The sequence below is a fragment of the Olleya sp. Ti.3.14 genome (genome assembly GCF_038154885.1).
Lineage (GTDB): Bacteria > Bacteroidota > Bacteroidia > Flavobacteriales > Flavobacteriaceae > Olleya.
Genome location: NZ_JBAKAO010000006.1, coordinates 185,677 through 204,562, shown reverse-complemented (window position 1 = coordinate 204,562; position 18,886 = coordinate 185,677). Strand labels below are relative to the sequence as shown.

12 protein-coding genes and 1 tRNA gene are annotated in these 18,886 nt (G+C 33.8%); 1 reads left to right on the top strand and 12 read right to left on the bottom strand.

Annotated features, from left to right (window positions below):
* Positions 1-3,616, bottom strand: a 3,616-nt coding sequence (locus tag V6251_RS10380) for a carboxypeptidase-like regulatory domain-containing protein (RefSeq protein ID WP_341588162.1), incomplete at its 3' end; no start/stop codon positions are given.
* Between the two features lie 388 nt (positions 3,617-4,004).
* On the opposite strand from V6251_RS10380, the gene V6251_RS10375 reads away from it, so the two are divergent.
* On the top strand, positions 4,005-5,594 hold the full coding sequence (locus tag V6251_RS10375) for a peptide chain release factor 3 (RefSeq protein WP_341588161.1): 1,590 nt from the start codon (positions 4,005-4,007) through the stop codon (positions 5,592-5,594).
* A gap of 219 nt (positions 5,595-5,813) precedes the next feature.
* Here V6251_RS10375 and V6251_RS10370 read toward each other — a convergent pair whose 3' ends face one another.
* The 11 genes from V6251_RS10370 to tuf all read right to left on the bottom strand — a co-directional run bounded on the left by V6251_RS10370 (position 5,814) and on the right by tuf (position 18,883).
* Complete coding sequence (locus V6251_RS10370) at positions 5,814-6,134, bottom strand: DUF3467 domain-containing protein (protein WP_145002527.1); 321 nt, start codon at positions 6,132-6,134, stop codon at positions 5,814-5,816.
* Positions 6,135-6,225: 91 nt separating this feature from the next.
* On the bottom strand, positions 6,226-10,527 hold the full coding sequence (gene rpoC / locus V6251_RS10365) for a DNA-directed RNA polymerase subunit beta' (protein WP_145002530.1): 4,302 nt from the start codon (positions 10,525-10,527) through the stop codon (positions 6,226-6,228).
* 67 nt (positions 10,528-10,594) lie between these two features.
* Entirely contained in the window at positions 10,595-14,407 is a 3,813-nt protein-coding gene (gene rpoB / locus V6251_RS10360; protein WP_145002533.1) for a DNA-directed RNA polymerase subunit beta, read from the bottom strand.
* Positions 14,408-14,530: 123 nt separating this feature from the next.
* Entirely contained in the window at positions 14,531-14,905 is a 375-nt protein-coding gene (rplL, locus tag V6251_RS10355) for a 50S ribosomal protein L7/L12 (protein ID WP_028283615.1), read from the bottom strand.
* A 59-nt stretch (positions 14,906-14,964) separates the two neighbouring features.
* A complete protein-coding gene (gene rplJ, locus V6251_RS10350; RefSeq protein ID WP_145002536.1) occupies positions 14,965-15,486 on the bottom strand; it encodes a 50S ribosomal protein L10 in 522 nt (173 codons plus the stop codon).
* Positions 15,487-15,506: 20 nt separating this feature from the next.
* Positions 15,507-16,196, bottom strand: a complete 690-nt coding sequence (gene rplA / locus V6251_RS10345; protein ID WP_145002539.1) for a 50S ribosomal protein L1 — start codon at positions 16,194-16,196, stop codon at positions 15,507-15,509.
* Positions 16,197-16,213: 17 nt separating this feature from the next.
* Positions 16,214-16,654 carry a 50S ribosomal protein L11 gene (gene rplK / locus V6251_RS10340; protein WP_028283618.1) on the bottom strand — a complete coding sequence of 147 codons (441 nt, stop codon included), beginning with the start codon at positions 16,652-16,654 and terminating at the stop codon, positions 16,214-16,216.
* A 71-nt stretch (positions 16,655-16,725) separates the two neighbouring features.
* On the bottom strand, positions 16,726-17,280 hold the full coding sequence (gene nusG, locus V6251_RS10335; RefSeq protein ID WP_028283619.1) for a transcription termination/antitermination protein NusG: 555 nt from the start codon (positions 17,278-17,280) through the stop codon (positions 16,726-16,728).
* Positions 17,281-17,286: 6 nt separating this feature from the next.
* Positions 17,287-17,481, bottom strand: coding sequence for a preprotein translocase subunit SecE (gene secE / locus V6251_RS10330; protein WP_028283620.1), 195 nt, complete (start codon positions 17,479-17,481; stop codon positions 17,287-17,289).
* 80 nt (positions 17,482-17,561) lie between these two features.
* Positions 17,562-17,634 (bottom strand) — tRNA-Trp (locus V6251_RS10325).
* Between the two features lie 61 nt (positions 17,635-17,695).
* Positions 17,696-18,883 (bottom strand): elongation factor Tu, encoded by a 1,188-nt coding sequence (gene tuf, locus V6251_RS10320; protein ID WP_028283621.1) that lies wholly within the window; start codon positions 18,881-18,883, stop codon positions 17,696-17,698.
* Positions 18,884-18,886 lie beyond the last annotated feature (3 nt).

The window sequence follows — 18,886 nt, the reverse complement described above, 5'->3', positions numbered from 1 at the left end:
CTGGACTATTCTCAAAGTTGTTATCTGCATCAACTTCTCCTGCTGTTACTGTTACTGGAATACTTCCATCTGTTGTGTCTGTATTTGCTACAGTATCACCATCATCTGTTGTATCGCCATCAACTACTGTTGTATTTGCTGGTGTTGTTTCTACTATTGTATAGTCTCCTACTGGTACATCTGTAAATTCATAGGTTCCATCAACGCCTGTTGTTACTGTTGGATCAACTGTTGCTGCATCGCCATCATCTAATGTGACTACGATTCCTGATACAGGATCGCCATTCTCATCTACGATTGTTCCGCTTACACTTCCTAAACAAGCATTTACTAAATCATTTGTAGAATCTCCTACAGTTTGACCTGCATTAGCATCTACATCACTAGGTACACCTGTAGTAGAATCTACAGTTCCTGTTAATTGACCATTAGCATCTACATTTGTACTATTTAATGTTCCACCACCTTCAATAGCATCTGGACACATATCTCCATCACTATCCGTATCTAAAGAGTTTGGAATACCATCTCCATCTGTATCAATGTCTTCATAAAAGACAGGATCAACAACCCAATTATCTTGAGGGACACAAGGTTCTATTGACAACGAGTGATTTGAGGTATTAGATGATGTATCTCCAAATCTAAAACTAACAGAAGATACTAAAGAATATGCGGCAGCAACTTGATATTGAGAAGTTGTAACATCTACACCTGTAATAAAAGTACCATCACTTACGTATCCTCTGCTAAAGCCACCTAAATTAGCTGGGTTTCCAGCATAAGCAATTTCATTTGTAGGTGAATCAACATAAACTTGAGAAGTAAAACCATCAGCATATGTTACAAATTCAAATACATCATTATCTATAGTTGTTAAAATATAAGTTGAAACTGGTGCTGGGATTGTAGTACCTGCAACAACAAAATCAATTTTAAACTCAGTAAAACTCGTAGCTGTTGCATGATCAATTTGTGGTTGAAAAAAAGAATCTAAACCAGTAGTTGTAACATCTAAAACAAGTATATCATTATCATTTGAAGAAACTATTGTAACAATAGCATCGACACCTGTATAAACACTATTATATAAAAATGAATCTCCAACTTCCGGGTTATTAATGTCAGAACCTAAATAATTATTTGGACCTTGAGCAGCACCAAATGATGGAGACTCCTCGTTAGTACACGTAACTATATTCTGTTCATTTGTGTCTAGAATACCATCATTATCGTCATCTAAATCACAACCATCAGGAACATTATCATTATCATTATCTGCTGTATCATCCGACCCTGGACAAACATCTAAATTATCAATAACACCATCACCATCTGAATCACATTGACCGTTTGGATCTGAAGGTATTCCATCAATAGAACCTCCAATAGATTGACCACTAGTAGTATTTACATTATTTGCTACCCCAGTTGTAGTATTAATAGTACCGTTTAAAGTACCATCACTATTTACACTAGTTAAAGCAATATTGTCACCACCTTCTATAGCATCAAAACAACCATCATTATCTGAATCAGTATCCAAGTAATCCGGCGTACCATCATTATCTGTATCTAAACTTTTACATGCAGATAATATAAATTCGATACCATCAGTTCCTGTTCCGAATAAACCACCTTGTACAAATTGTAAAGTAAAAGTTGAAACTTCTCCATTAATTTGCATTGTCCCTGCAGCTGTACCATCAGCATCGTTCTGAGTAGCTTCCTGTGTATGTGTTAAATCAGCATCTGTATTATTTCCTGAATCAAAAACAGTAGTTGCTGTTGTACCAAAATCAGATGTTCCTGATAAAGCAGTCCATGTTAAACCGTTTTGTAATGTTACAATTGCAGTATTTTGTTCATCATTAAGACCATCTGTACCACCAACTCTATCTAAAAAGATAATAGGATTAGTTACTGAAACCGGATTTCCTAATTGATTAACATAATTAACCGTTAAAGTTCTATTCCATATATATTGATTTTGTAAAGATGCAGCGTTAGCTAAATTTTCGGTCCAAAAAGCACCATTCGTAAAAACACCTGAAGTGAAATTATTTTCGTTAGAGGTACTTACTTCTGCAATAATTCCATTTCCAAAATCATAAGAAGCAGTGTTTCCTGAAATCGTCCATACACCTGTCAAAATTTGAGAAGAACAGACTCCTTCATTTATATCTAATATACCATCATTATCATTATCTAGATCACAACCATTTGGCACACCATCATTATCTATATCAACACTATCATCTGAGCCTTGACAAATATCACTACCATCTAAAATACCATCATTATCTCTATCACACTGTCCATTAGCATCATACGCTGAAGCGTTTTGAGAGGCCCCAATAGTTTGCCCATTATTTACATTAACATTATTTGGTACACCAGTAACCGCATCTATATCCCCATTTAAGGATCCATTGGGATTCAATTCTGTTGTAACTATTCCATCTCCACCTTCTAATGCATCAAAACAACCATCATTATCTGAATCAAAATCTAAATGATTAGGAATTCCGTCACCATCAAAATCATATACATCTGGCACACCATCTCCATTAGTATCAGCATAGTCTGTGAAGCTACCATCTCCAGTACCATTGTCTATTGTATCATTCCAGTTTGGAATACCATCACCATCTTCATCATAACTTGGAGAATAACCATTTGATTCGTCAATATCTAAAATACCATCATCATCATCATCTAAATCATCAATATCACTAAATCCATCACCATCCTCATCTGGTAAAGAAAAAATAAATAATTTACCGTCTCCGTGATCAGCACTTGTTGCAGTAATTCTTACATCTGTAATAAAGGACCCTTGAGGAGCTATATCGTTCACGTAAAAAAGAGCAATACCAATAGTACCGCCATTGGTAACAACCACTCTGTCACTTAACCAATAATCAGAAGTGCTAGTTGGAGCTACTACCGTACCAATAGTACCAAAACTACTAGAACTACCAGTCCCTCCATGACCAAAGTAAGTAGGACCTTGAGGATTGACAAAAGTAGAACCTAAAGATTGGTTAGCACCTCCTTCTACCAGAGTACCAAAAAACTCGATATGATAACAATTATTTGCGTTACGCTCTGTAATCGCTATAATGCTTCCTGAAGTACTACGTACTGCCGGAGAATATGAAAATGTTTGCTTTTGAGCAATTAAAGTTGATTGTGCTGCTGAAAAATCATTACAAATAGCTTGTCCATTATTACTTGCTTCAAAAAAGTGGTTCAAGTTTTTATCCTGAAAAGCAGCCAAAGCAGATGCATCCCAAGTTGGACTAGCACTAGTAGACTCAACAAGAGTGTTGTTAAGACGTACTCTATTAGCAGCATCTCCACCAGTAGTACCTACTTGAGTCATAGCATAAGACTGAGGGCTACCAAAATCCACAAAAACTCTTGTGCCAACAGTTATACTCTGAATTGTAGCGGGATCATTAAGCGTCGTTTGCACATCGCTCCACTGAAAAGAAACACCTGTTTTTATACTTGGTGCATTAGTCTGAGAAAATAAACTAGTAAAAGAAAATAAAGTAAGCACTAATAAACCAAGTGCTTTGACTCTAGATAATCGAAAAAAGATTTTCATGTTGTTGAGGGTAAGATTATTTAATAATCAATTTTAAAAAATAGTATTTGCTATCAATTGTGGTTTTAGCCACACGAAGTGCGAATTTAATTACTTACACTCTTTTTAAATTTAAATACACGCCTAAAAGTGTTAATTTTCGTTAAAGTGTAGTTTTTTCGGACAAACATTACATCGAAAAACAAAAAAAATCATTCATATTTCAAAAATGTTTATCGATAAAGTGCAAATATGATAGATAAAAATTTAAATTATAATTAAATGTATGAATTTTCCTTAAAATTTTATTGATTATCAAGTACTTACAACACTATTAAATGAAATAATAAATGGTTTTGACTAGTAGGACATCTAACCCTATACCTATATATTTGTAAAAATTATTTTAATGAAGTTTTTAGACGAAATAAAAAGAAGGAGAACCTTTGGTATTATATCACATCCTGATGCAGGAAAAACAACACTTACAGAAAAGTTGTTACTTTTTGGTGGAGCTATTAATGAAGCTGGAGCAGTTAAGAGTAACAAAATTAAAAAAGGTGCCACTAGTGATTTTATGGAAATTGAACGCCAACGTGGTATATCCGTAGCTACTTCTGTGCTTGCTTTTGAATATGATGGTATCAAAATTAACATATTGGATACCCCTGGACATAAGGATTTTGCTGAAGATACATTCAGAACCTTAACAGCAGTGGATAGTGTAATAGTTGTTATTGATGTTGCCAAAGGTGTTGAGGAACAAACGGAAAAACTTGTAGAAGTTTGTAGAATGCGGAACATACCAATGATTGTTTTTATTAATAAAATGGATCGTGAAGGTAAAGATGCTTTTGAATTATTAGATGAAATAGAACAAAAATTAAAATTAACAGTAACACCTTTAAGTTTCCCGATTGGTATGGGTTATGATTTTAAAGGAATATATAATATTTGGGAGAAAAATATTAATCTTTTTAGTGGTGACAGTAGAAAAAACATTGAAGAAACCATTGAAATAAATGATCTTGAATCGACAGAGTTAAATACTTTAATAGGAGAGAAAGCAGCTAAAACTTTACGTGAAGAAATTGAATTAGTTGAAGGTATCTACCCTAAATTTAGTAACGAAGATTACTTAAAAGGAGAGTTACAACCTGTATTTTTTGGATCAGCATTAAACAGTTTTGGTGTTAGAGAATTATTAGATTGTTTTGTTGAAATAGCTCCAAAACCAAGGCCAAAAAATAGTGAAGAGCGACTTGTTTTACCTGAGGAAGATAAATTTTCTGGTTTTGTATTTAAAATACACGCAAATATGGATCCTAATCACAGAAATAGATTAGCTTTTGTTAAAATAGTTTCCGGTGAGTTTAAAAGAAACACTCCGTATTTACATGTAAGACATAATAAAAAAGTAAAATTTTCTAGCCCAAACGCTTTTTTTGCAGAAAAAAAAGAAATTGTAGATATCTCTTATCCTGGTGATATTGTTGGTTTACAAGATACTGGAACCTTTAAAATTGGTGATACACTTACAGAAGGTGAAATACTAAACTATAAAGGAATACCAAGTTTTTCTCCTGAGCACTTTAGATATATAAATAATGCAGACCCATTAAAGTCTAAACAACTTTTTAAAGGAATAGATCAATTAATGGACGAAGGTGTTGCACAGTTATTTACATTAGAACTTAATGGAAGAAAGGTAATTGGTACTGTTGGAGCATTACAATATGAAGTTATACAATATAGGTTAGAACATGAGTATGGTGCTAAATGTACCTATGAAAACCTAAATGTGTATAAAGCGTGTTGGGTTGATCCTGAAGACAAAAAAAATAGTGAGTACAAAGAATTTTTACGCGTTAAACAACGCTATTTGGCTAAAGATAAAAGAGGCCAATTAGTCTTTTTAGCAGATTCGCCATTTTCTTTACAAATGACTCAACAAAAATATCCAAGTGTTAAATTTCATTACGTTTCGGAATTTGAATAGTAAAAAATCACATTTAAAGCGTTTTAATACATGATAAAACTCCACACTTAATGTGACTATTTAAATTTACAAAACCCTCTTTAAATGCGGTTAAATAAAGTCAAAAACTTGATTAATATATTTAAAACTAATTTTAAAGATTTTTAGAATAGTTTTTGACTATTTAAAATCTAATTAATATTAAAAAGCCTTTCTAATTTTATAGAAAGGCTTTTTTATTTATGCTTGCCCAGTAGGTCCAAAATTTAAAGGAATTGGTGGCTGTTCATAATCCTTAATTTCGCCATGTGCTTTTTCAAATCTCTTAACATTTTCGCTTAAAGCTTTTAATAATCTTTTAGCGTGTTGTGGTGTTAATATAATTCTAGACTTTACTTTACTCTTAGGAGTACCAGGCATTATACTAACAAAATCAACAACAAACTCTGAGACTGAGTGATTTATAATAGCTAAGTTAGAGTAAATACCCTCTGCAATTTTCTCGTCTAATTCTATATTAATTTGACCTTGTTTAGGTTTATTATCATTATTATCTGACATATGTTATTTTTTTAAACAAAGAATCCTGCAAATTGCAGGATTCTTTTAATTATTAAATTATTTATAAAATCAACATTATATTGATTTACAATTAGTTATAATTAACTTCTTGTTTAGCTTTCATCATTTGATCAAACTCTTCTTTAGATCCAACAATAATATTATCATAAGCTCTCATACCTGTTCCTGCTGGTATACGATGACCTACAATTACATTTTCTTTAAGTCCTTCTAATGTATCAATCTTACCAGCTACAGCTGCTTCATTCAATACTTTAGTAGTCTCTTGGAAAGAAGCTGCAGAAATAAATGATTTAGTCTGTAAAGAAGCTCTAGTAATACCTTGTAAAATTGGCGTCGCTGTTGCAGGCTGCGCGTCTCTTGCTATAACTAGTTGTTTATCTTCACGACGTAAAATAGAGTTTTCATCTCTTAATTGGAAAGCAGATATAATCTGACCTTCTTTTAAGTTTGAAGAATCACCAGCATTTTCTACTACTTTCATTCCAAAAATGTTATCATTTTCTTCAATAAAATCAGATTTATGTGCTAATTGATCCTCTAAGAAGATAGTATCCCCAGAATCAATAATTCTTACTTTACGCATCATTTGTCGTACGACAACTTCAAAATGCTTATCATTAATTTTCACACCTTGTAAACGATATACTTCTTGCACTTCGTTAACTAAGTATTGTTGTACAGCAGATGGTCCTTTAATATTTAGGATGTCATTTGGTGTAACTGAACCATCAGATAATGGCATTCCTGCTTTAATAAAGTCATTTTCCTGTACAAGAATTTGACTAGATAGTTTAACTAGGTATTTCTTAATTTCTCCTAATTTAGATTCTACTATAATCTCACGATTACCTCTCTTAATTTTACCAAAAGATACAACACCATCAATAGCACTTACTACTGCTGGGTTAGAAGGATTACGAGCTTCAAATAATTCTGTAACACGTGGTAAACCTCCTGTAATATCACCAGCTTTTGCAGATTTACGAGGAATTTTAACTAAGATTTTTCCAACCTTAACTTTTTCTCCATCATCAATCATGATGTGCGCACCTACTGGTAAGTTATAAGAACGAATTGCTTCACCTTTACCGTCTTCAACAATAAGTGTTGGTATTAATTTTTTATTTCTAGATTCGGAAATTACTTTTTCTTGGAAACCTGTTTGCTCATCAATTTCAACTTGATAAGTTATACCTTGTTCGATATTTTCATATCTAACTTTTCCAGCAAATTCTGAAATAATAACTCCGTTATATGGATCCCAAGAACAAACAACATCTCCAGCTTTTAAAGGATCTCCATTTTTAACAAAAACATGAGAACCATAAGGAATATTATTAGTACTTAAGGTAATTCCTGTTTTCTTATCTACTAACTTAAGTTCTGATGTACGAGAGATTACAACATCTACTGCTTTACCATCATTGTCAGTACCTTTAACAGTTTTTAAATCTTCAATTTCTGCAATACCATCAAACTTAACTACAAGTTTATTTTCTTCAGAAATGTTACCTGCAATACCTCCAACGTGGAATGTACGAAGTGTTAACTGAGTACCTGGTTCTCCAATAGATTGTGCTGCTACAACTCCAACTGCTTCACCACGTTGTACCATTTTATTGGTAGCTAAATTACGACCGTAACACTGTGCACAGATACCTTTTTTAGCTTCACAAGATAATGGCGAACGAACTTCTACAGACTCAATTGGTGAATTCTCAATTCTAGCTGCTACAACCTCGTCAATTAATTGACCTGCTTCTGCTAAAACTTCTTCACTTAAAGGATCATATACATCATTTAATGAAATACGACCTACTATACGTGCTTCTAATTTCTCAACAACTTCATCATTTTTCTTAAGTGCAGAAACTTCTACACCTCTTAATGTACCACAGTCTTCGCTATTAACAATAACGTCTTGTGAAACATCCACTAAACGACGTGTTAAATAACCTGCATCGGCAGTTTTAAGTGCTGTATCGGCAAGACCTTTACGCGCTCCGTGAGTTGATATAAAGTATTCTAAAATTGATAATCCTTCCTTAAAGTTAGATAAGATAGGGTTTTCAATAATAGATCCTCCACCTGCAGTAGATTTTTTAGGCTTGGCCATTAATCCACGCATACCTGTAAGCTGACGAATCTGTTCTTTAGATCCACGTGCTCCAGAATCAAGCATCATATATACCGAGTTGAATCCTTGTTGGTCCTCTCTAATACGTTTCATTGACAATTCAGTCAATTCCGCATTGGTAGACGTCCAAATATCAATAACTTGGTTATAACGTTCGTTATTTGTAATTAATCCCATGTTATAGTTACCAGTAACACCATCAACTTTTTGATTGGCAGCATCAATCATAGATTGCTTTTCTGGTGGGATAATAATATCTCCTAAACTGAAAGATAAACCTCCTCTAAATGCGAAGTTGTATCCTAAAGTTTTAATTTCATCTAAGAAAGCTGCAGTTTCAGGTACACTAGTTACTTTTAAAATATTACCAATAATATCTCTTAAAGATTTTTTTGTTAATACTTCATTAATAAAACCTGCTGCTGCTGGAACTTTTTCGTTAAATAAAACACGACCAACAGTAGTTTCAATAATTTGATACACTAGTTCGCCAGCTTCATTAAAGTCCATTGCTCTAACTTTAATACCTGCGTTTAATTCTACTCTCTTTTCATTGTAAGCAATTGTTACTTCTTCTGCAGAGTAAAATGTTAATCCTTCACCTCTTACTGGAACTTCAGGTGTAGAATATCTGTGCTTAGTCATATAATATAAACCAAGTACCATATCCTGAGAAGGTACAGTAACTGGAGCACCATTTGCAGGGTTTAAGATATTATGAGATGCTAACATTAACATCTGACATTCTAGTATCGCTTCAGGTCCTAATGGTAAGTGAACAGCCATCTGGTCACCATCAAAATCGGCATTAAATGCAGCACATGCTAATGGGTGTAACTGGATTGCTTTACCCTCAATTAATTTAGGTTGAAAAGCTTGAATTCCAAGTCTGTGTAACGTAGGAGCACGATTTAAAAGCACTGGATGTCCTTTTAAAACATTTTCTAATATATCCCAAACAACTGGTTCTCTTTTATCTATAATCTTTTTAGCAGATTTTACAGTTTTAACAATACCTCTTTCAATTAATTTTCTAATTACAAAAGGCTTGTATAATTCTGCTGCCATATTTTTTGGCAATCCACATTCAAATAATTTTAATTCTGGTCCAACAACAATTACAGAACGTGCTGAATAATCCACACGCTTACCAAGTAAGTTTTGACGGAAACGACCTTGCTTACCTTTAAGTGAATCTGATAAAGATTTTAAAGGTCTGTTAGAATCTGTTTTTACTGCAGACGACTTACGTGTGTTATCAAATAAAGAATCTACAGACTCTTGTAACATACGTTTTTCGTTACGTAAAATAACCTCTGGTGCTTTTATCTCAACTAATCTTTTAAGACGGTTGTTACGGATAATTACACGACGATATAAATCATTTAAATCAGAAGTAGCAAAACGTCCACCATCTAAAGGCACTAATGGTCTTAATTCTGGTGGTATAATTGGCACTACTTTCATTATCATCCATTCTGGACGATTCTCTCTATTCTCATTAGACTCACGTAAAGCTTCTACTACTTGTAAACGTTTTAAAGCTTCCGTTTTACGTTGTTTAGACGTTTCTGTATTAGCTTTATGACGTAACTCGTAAGATAACGTGTCTAAGTCTATTCTAGATAATAAGTCAATAAGACACTCAGCTCCCATTTTAGCAATAAACTTACTTGGGTCTGTATCATCTAAATATTGATTATCTTGAGGAAGTGTTTCTAAAATATTCAGGTACTCTTCTTCAGTTAAAAAATCTAATTTTTGTAAAGGCTCTCCTTCTTCATTTTTAGCATTACCAGGTTGAATTACTACATAACGCTCGTAGTAAATAATCATATCTAATTTCTTAGAAGGTAATCCTAAAATGTATCCTATTTTATTTGGTAAAGAACGGAAGTACCAAATGTGAGCAACAGGGACTACTAAATTAATGTGTCCTACTCTATCACGACGTACTTTCTTTTCAGTAACTTCAACTCCACAACGGTCGCAAACAATTCCTTTATATCTAATACGCTTATATTTACCACAAGCACATTCGTAATCCTTTACAGGACCAAAAATACGCTCACAGAATAAACCATCACGTTCTGGTTTATGTGTACGATAATTGATAGTTTCTGGTTTTAAAACCTCACCTCTAGATTCTGCTAATATAGATTCTGGTGATGCTAAACCAATCGAGATTTTGTTAAATCTCTGTACTGTATTCTTATCTTGCTTTTTTGCCATAATTCTTATAGTGTTCAGTTTGTAAAGCAGTTTTTAATCTATTAAAAACTGCTCGACTCACTTAAAATTATTCTTCTAATCTAATGTCTAATCCTAATCCTTTCAATTCGTGCATTAATACGTTGAAAGATTCTGGTAATCCAGGTTCTGGCATTGGTTCTCCTTTAACGATAGCTTCGTAAGTTTTAGCTCTACCAACTACGTCATCCGATTTAACAGTTAAGATTTCTCTTAATGTTGCAGATGCTCCGTAAGCCTCAAGTGCCCAAACTTCCATCTCTCCAAAACGTTGACCTCCAAATTGTGCTTTACCACCTAAAGGTTGTTGCGTAATTAAAGAATATGGTCCGATAGAACGCGCGTGCATCTTATCATCTACCATGTGTCCTAATTTAAGCATATAGATAACTCCGACTGTTGCAGGTTGATCAAAACGATCTCCTGTTCCTCCATCATATAAATATGTATGACCATATCTAGGGATTCCCGCTTCATCAGTTAACTCGTTAATTTGATCAATTGTAGCACCATCAAAAATTGGAGTTGCATACGTACGACCTAAATCTTGACCAGCCCAACCTAAAACAGTTTCATAAATCTGTCCAATGTTCATACGAGATGGTACACCTAATGGATTTAATACAATATCAACTGGAGTTCCATCTTCTAAGAATGGCATATCCTCTTGACGTACAATACGCGCAACAATACCTTTGTTACCATGTCGTCCTGCCATTTTATCACCAACTTTTAACTTACGTTTTTTAGCGATGTAAACTTTTGCTAATTTGATTATTCCTGCTGGTAATTCATCTCCTACAGATATAGTAAACTTCTCACGTCTTAAAGACCCTTGTAAGTCATTTTCTTTAATCTTATAATTGTGTATTAAATCAGCAACAAGCTTATTAGTATGATCATCAGTTGTCCAAGTACCACCTGTTAAGTGAGTATAATCGTCAACAGCATTTAACATTTTTAGAGTGAATTTTTTACCTTTTGGTAATACTTCTTCTCCTAAATCGTTAAATATACCTTGAGATGTTTTTCCGTTTACAATAGTGAAAAGTTTTTCAACTAAAACATCTTGTAATTGATCAAACTTAGTAAAGTAAAGATTTTCTAATTTAGCTATATCTTCTTTATCTTGAGCTCTCTTTCTTTTATCTTTAACTGCTCTAGAAAATAATTTTTTATTAATAACTACACCATGTAATGAAGGTGACGCTTTTAATGAAGCATCTTTTACATCTCCAGCTTTATCACCAAAGATAGCACGTAAAAGTTTTTCTTCTGGTGTTGGATCTGACTCTCCTTTAGGAGTAATTTTTCCAATCAAAATATCACCAGGTTTAACTTCTGCACCAACGCGAATCATACCATTTTCATCTAAGTCCTTAGTAGCCTCTTCAGAAACGTTTGGTATGTCGTTTGTTAATTCTTCATTTCCTAATTTAGTGTCTCTAACTTCAAGAGAATATTCATCAATGTGAATAGATGTAAAAATATCTTCACGAACAACTTTTTCAGAAATTACAATTGCATCCTCAAAGTTATACCCTTTCCAAGGCATAAAGGCTACTTTCATATTTCTTCCTAAAGCTAATTCACCCTTTTGCGTTGCATAACCTTCAGATAAAACTTGTCCTTTAGTAATTTTATCACCTTTTTTAACAATTGGCTTTAAATTAATAGAAGTTCCCTGGTTAGTTTTTCTAAACTTAACTAATGGATACGTTTTAATATCACTATCAAAACTAACTTTAGCATCGTCTTCTGTTCTTTCATACTTGATAACAATCTCATTTGCATCAACATATTGTACAACACCATTTCCTTCAGCATTAATTAAAACACGAGAATCTGATGCTACTTGTCTCTCTAAACCAGTTCCAACAATAGGCGCTTGAGGACGTAACAACGGTACAGCCTGACGCATCATGTTAGATCCCATCAGTGCACGGTTGGCATCATCATGCTCTAAAAACGGAATAAGTGAAGCAGATATAGATGAAATTTGATTAGGTGCTACATCTGTATAATGGATATCTTTAGGATCCATTACTGGGAAGTCACCTTCCATACGTGCAATTACCTTATCATGTAAAATCTTACCGTCTTCATCAACTTTAACAGTTGCTTGAGCAATTAATTTATCTTCTTCTTCTTCAGCACTTAAATAAATAGGTGCTCCTTTAATATCAACAACTCCATCAGTAACTTTTCTATAAGGCGTTTCGATGAATCCCATAGAATTCACTTTAGCATATACAGATAATGATGAAATTAATCCAATGTTTGGTCCCTCAGGAGTTTCAATTGGACAAAGTCTACCATAGTGAGTATAATGAACATCTCGAACCTCGAATCCTGCTCTTTCTCTTGATAAACCACCTGGTCCTAATGCTGATAAACGACGCTTATGTGTAATTTCTGCAAGAGGATTAGTTTGGTCCATAAATTGCGATAATTGGTTTGTACCAAAGAAAGAATTAATAACAGACGATAACGTCTTAGCATTAATTAAATCTATAGGTGTAAAAACCTCGTTATCACGAACATTCATACGCTCACGAATAGTACGTGCCATACGAGCTAAACCAACACCAAACTGAGAAGATAATTGTTCACCTACTGTACGCACACGACGGTTAGATAAGTGATCAATATCATCAATCTCTGCTTTAGAATTGATAAGTTCTATTAAATATTTAATTATGGTAATAATATCTTCTTTGGTAAGCACTTGCTTATCCATTCCAATATCTAATTGTAATTTTTTATTCATTCTATAACGTCCAACTTCTCCAAGAGAATAACGTTGATCACTAAAGAATAATTTATCTATAATACCACGTGCTGTTTCCTCATCTGGCGGCTCAGCATTACGTAGTTGTCTGTAAATATGTTCAACAGCTTCTTTTTCAGAGTTTGTTGGATCCTTTTGAAGTGTATTATGGATAATTGCATAATCTCCCTGTTGAGCACTTTCTTTATGTAAAAGAATAGTTTTAACGTCAATCTCAAGAATTTCCTCAATATTATCTTTATCTAATTCCGTATCACGATCTAAAACAATCTCATTACGCTCAATAGAAACCACCTCACCAGTATCTTCATCAACAAAATCTTCGTGCCATGTATTTAATACACGAGCAGCTAATTTACGACCAATGATTTTTTTAAGACCAGACTTAGATACTTTAACCTCTTCTGCAAGATCAAAAATTTCTAATATATCTTTATCACGTTCAAAACCAATAGCTCTAAAAAGAGTTGTTACAGGTAACTTTTTCTTTCTATCAATGTACGCATACATTACTTGGTTAATATCTGTAGCGAATTCTATCCATGACCCTTTAAAAGGAATAACTCTTGCTGAATATAATTTGGTTCCATTTGCATGGAAAGACTGACCAAAAAATACACCTGGAGATCTATGTAATTGAGAAACTACTACACGTTCTGCTCCGTTGATACAAAAAGTACCTGAAGGTGTCATGTAAGGTATGGTTCCTAGGTACACATCCTGGACAATGGTCTCGAAATCCTCATGTTCAGGGTCTGTACAATATAACTTTAACCTAGCTTTTAATGGAACGCTATAAGTTAGTCCTCTTTCAATACATTCTTCAATGGTATATCTTGGTGGATCAATAAAGTAATCTAAAAATTCTAATACGAATTGATTACGTGTGTCTGTAATTGGAAAGTTCTCCATGAAGGTATTGTATAGACCTTCATCACCTCTTTCTTCAGATTTTGTTTCTAACTGGAAAAAATCCTGGAAGGATTTAATCTGAATATCCATGAAATCCGGGTATTCTGTTCTATTTACAATAGACGAGAAATTTAATCTTTCAGCTTGTGTTACTAACATCAATGGACGAAATTTTGATTAAAAAAAAATTATTTTATATAGCTCATCACTATATACGACAAATGGTTTAGGTCGTAAAGCACATGCTTCAGACCTAAACCTTTGTAAAATTATTTGGTAAGCTTACTTAAGCTCAACCTCAGCTCCTGCTTCTTCTAAAGAAGTTTTTAAACCTTCAGCTTCATCTTTAGAAACTCCTTCTTTGATGTTGCTTGGTGCACTATCAACTAATTCTTTAGCTTCTTTTAATCCTAAACCAGTTAATTCTTTAACTAATTTTACAACTGCAAGCTTAGATGCTCCAGCAGCTTTAAGAACTACATCGAATTCAGTTTGAGCCTCAGCAGCATCACCTCCTGCAGCTGGTCCAGCTGCAACAGCTACTGCAGCAGCAGCAGGTTCGATACCATATTCATCTTTTAAAATAGTAGCTAACTCATTTACTTCTTTTACAGTAAGGTTAACTAATTGTTCTGCGAAATCTTTTAAATCTGCCATTTTTCTATCGTTTTAATTTTGTAATTTAATATATAATTGTAATAGTGCCTAATTTGTTATTATCCCTCTTTCTGAGATAATGTTTTTAAGATACCTGAAAGTGTTCCACCGCTAGATTTAAGAGCCGAAATAACATTCTTAGCTGGAGACTGTAGTAATCCTACTATATCACCAATTAACTCTTCTCTAGACTTGATGTCTACTAACATATCTAACTGATTGTCTCCTAAGTAAACTGCTTCTTCAATAAAAGCACCTTTTAATAAAGGCTTATCAGATTTTTTTCTAAAAGTCTTTATTACCTTAGCTGGAGCATTACCAGTTTCAGAATACATCACAGATGTATTTCCTTTTAGTATTGATGGTAAATCTCCAAAATCTCTGTCTGAAGCTTCCATCGCTTTTTCAAGTAATGTGTTTTTAACAACTGCTAACTTAATGTTTGCTTTGAAACAAGCGCGACGTAAGTCAGAAGTAGTACCTGCGTTTAAACCAGAAATATCTGCTATATAGATATTTGAATTTTCGGCTAATTGTACAGTTAAGTCTTTAATTACTTGTGATTTTTCTTCTCTAGTCATAATATAAAGTTTTTAACTCCTTAACCTATTTTAGTATCCACAGCAATACTAGGACTCATGGTAGAAGACATAAAAATGCTCTTTACATAAACTCCTTTTGCAGCAGTTGGTTTAAGTTTTAATATTGTTGTTAATAATTCGTTTGCATTGTCTTCAATCTTATCAGCAGTAAATGAAGCTTTTCCAATTGAAGCATGAACGATACCAGTTTTATCAACTTTAAAATCAATTTTACCAGCTTTAACTTCTGTTACAGCTTTTGCAACATCCATTGTTACCGTTCCAGTCTTAGGGTTAGGCATTAAACCACGAGGACCTAATACACGTCCTAAAGGACCTAATTTACCCATAACACTAGGCATAGTAATAATTACGTCAACGTCAGTCCAACCACTCTTGATTTTATCAAGGTACTCGTCTAAACCAACATAATCAGCACCAGCTTCCTTAGCTTCAGCCTCTTTGTCTGGTGTTACTAAAGCTAATACTTTAGTATCTTTACCAGTTCCATGAGGAAGAGAAACAACACCTCTAACCATTTGATTAGCTTTACGAGGATCTACACCTAAACGTATTGCTAAATCAACAGAAGCGTCGAATTTAGTGTTAGTAATATCTTTTATTAATACTGAAGCTTCCTTGATAGAATAAACTTTATCCTTTTCAATTTTAGCTACAGCTTCTTTTTGTTTTCTTGTTAATCTTGCCATTTTAAAATCTTTTTAGGTTAATTTGGTGCATCACCACCTTTAACAGTTATACCCATAGATCTTGCAGTACCAGCAATCATCTTCATTGCAGAATCTAAAGTAAATGCATTTAAATCTACCATTTTGTCTTCCGCAATAGTTTTGATTTGATCCCAAGAAACTTTTGCTACTTTCTTAACGTGTGGTTCTCCCGAACCTTTTTTCACTTTGGCCGCTTCTAGTAACTGTACAGCAGCTGGTGGTGTTTTGATTACAAAATCAAATGATTTGTCTTTGTAAACCGAAATCACCACTGGTAAAACTTTACCAGCTTTATCTTGAGTTCTAGCATTAAACTGCTTACAAAACTCCATGATATTAACTCCTGCAGCACCTAGAGCGGGTCCAACCGGTGGCGAAGGATTCGCTGCACCTCCCCTAACTTGTAGTTTAACTACTTTACCTAGTTCTTTTGCCATTTTGAATGAATTAAATTGATGCATTAATTAAGTGGAAGCTTAAAAACGCATTATTATTAGTGTAACAATTATTATATTTTTTCTACTTGCATGTAACTTAACTCTAATGGCGTCTTTCTTCCAAAGATTTTAACCATTACTTCTAACTTACGTTTTTCTTCATTTATATTCTCAATAGTTCCATCAAAACCATTAAATGGACCGTCGATAACTTTCACGGTTTCACCTTTAGTAAAAGGTATCGCAACATTTACATCTGCATCTACAGATAACTCATCCACTTTACCTAACATTCTATTTACTTCAGACTGTCTTAGAGGTAATGGATCTCCACCTTTAGTAGCACCTAAAAAACCAATAACATTTGTAATAGATTTAATAATATGAGGTATTTCTCCAGTAAGATTAGCTTTAATCATTATGTAACCACTAAAGTAAACTTTTTCTTTGTTTACCTTTTTACCATTTCTGATTTGCACAACATTTTCAGTAGGAACTAAAACTTGCTCTACATAATCTTGTAAGCCTAGTCTAGCTATTTCATTTTCAATATAAGCCTTAATCTTATTTTCTTGACCACTTACAGCTCTTACTACGTACCATTTTTTTTCTCCAACTTCCGCCATATCAATCTATCCTATTAAATTAAAGTATAAACTAATTACTTTACTAAAAACAGTATCAATACCCCAAATAGCTAAAGAAAAAATAATAGAAAAAACAGCCACCAGAATAGTTAAACTTTGTGCCTCAGACCATGGTGTCCAAGTAACATTGTTTTTTAACTCTCCAAATGATTCTTTTATATAATTTACAATTCCAGCCATGTTATTTTATTTAATGTCATCCAATGGAGCGGACTCCTTTAATACTATTTAAAAACAAATATTGCATTTGATTTTAGTTGCACGGGTTGAGAGACTCGAACTCCCGACACCTGGTTTTGGAGACCAGTGCTCTACCAACTGAGCTAAACCCGTAAATATAAATCAAGGCACTTCATAACAAAGTGCCTTAATTATATATATTATAAACTATTAATTAGTCTAAAATTTCAGTTACCTGACCTGCTCCTACTGTTCTACCACCTTCACGTATTGCGAAACGTAATCCAACATTCATTGCGATCTTTTGGATTAACTCAACATGAATAGTTAAGTTATCTCCTGGCATAACCATCTCAACTCCTTCAGGTAACGCGATGTTTCCAGTTACGTCAGTTGTACGAACGTAAAATTGAGGACGGTAGTTATTATGGAATGGAGTATGACGTCCACCTTCTTCTTTTTTAAGGATATAAACCTCAGCTTTAAATTTAGCGTGTGGTGTTACTGAACCTGGCTTAACAATTACCATTCCTCTTGAGATTTGAGATTTCTCAATACCTCTTAAAAGAATACCTGCGTTATCTCCAGCTTCACCTCTATCTAATATTTGACGGAACATTTCGATTCCTGTAATTGTAGATGTTAATTTTTCAGCACCCATACCAATAATCTCTACAGGATCTCCTGTATTAGCAATACCAGTTTCGATACGTCCTGTTGCAACAGTACCACGACCTGTAATAGAGAATACATCCTCGATAGGCATTAAGAAAGGCTTATCAACCTCACGTAATGGCTCTTCGATCCACGCATCAACTTGCGCCATTAATTCCATTACTGTATCCACCCATTTTTGCTCACCATTTAAAGCTCCTAATGCAGAACCAGAAACTACAGGTCCATTATCTCCATCATACTCATAGAAAGATAATAATTCTCTAACCTCCATGTCTACTAACTCTAAAAGCTCTTCATCATCAACCATATCCACTTTATTTAAGAATACAACGATTCTTGGGATACCAACTTGACGACCTAATAAGATGTGCTCACGTGTTTGTGGCATAGGACCATCAGTTGCAGCTACAACTAATATAGCTCCATCCATTTGCGCAGCACCAGTTACCATGTTTTTTACGTAATCGGCGTGACCTGGACAATCTACGTGTGCATAGTGACGATTAGCTGTAGAATACTCTACGTGTGATGTATTAATTGTGATACCTCTTTCTTTTTCTTCAGGAGCGTTATCAATTTGATCGAATGATCTTGCTTCTGATAAACCTGCATCAGCTAATACTTTAGTAATAGCAGCAGTTAAAGTTGTTTTACCGTGATCTACGTGTCCAATTGTACCAATATTTAAGTGTGGTTTTGAACGATCGAAAGTTGCCTTTGCCATGTT

Coding starts and splice junctions, on each gene's coding strand:
- secE (WP_028283620.1), bottom strand. CDS start 17,481: ATGGCTGGAATTGTAAATTATATAAAAGAATCATTTGGAGAGTTAAAA.
- V6251_RS10370 (WP_145002527.1), bottom strand. CDS start 6,134: ATGTCAGATAATAATGATAATAAACCTAAACAAGGTCAAATTAATATA.
- rplK (WP_028283618.1), bottom strand. CDS start 16,654: ATGGCAAAAGAACTAGGTAAAGTAGTTAAACTACAAGTTAGGGGAGGT.
- rplJ (WP_145002536.1), bottom strand. CDS start 15,486: ATGACTAGAGAAGAAAAATCACAAGTAATTAAAGACTTAACTGTACAA.
- rplL (WP_028283615.1), bottom strand. CDS start 14,905: ATGGCAGATTTAAAAGATTTCGCAGAACAATTAGTTAACCTTACTGTA.
- rpoB (WP_145002533.1), bottom strand. CDS start 14,407: ATGTTAGTAACACAAGCTGAAAGATTAAATTTCTCGTCTATTGTAAAT.
- rplA (WP_145002539.1), bottom strand. CDS start 16,196: ATGGCAAGATTAACAAGAAAACAAAAAGAAGCTGTAGCTAAAATTGAA.
- rpoC (WP_145002530.1), bottom strand. CDS start 10,527: ATGGCAAAAAAGCAAGATAAGAATACAGTACAGAGATTTAACAAAATC.
- tuf (WP_028283621.1), bottom strand. CDS start 18,883: ATGGCAAAGGCAACTTTCGATCGTTCAAAACCACACTTAAATATTGGT.
- nusG (WP_028283619.1), bottom strand. CDS start 17,280: ATGGCGGAAGTTGGAGAAAAAAAATGGTACGTAGTAAGAGCTGTAAGT.
- V6251_RS10375 (WP_341588161.1), top strand. CDS start 4,005: ATGAAGTTTTTAGACGAAATAAAAAGAAGGAGAACCTTTGGTATTATA.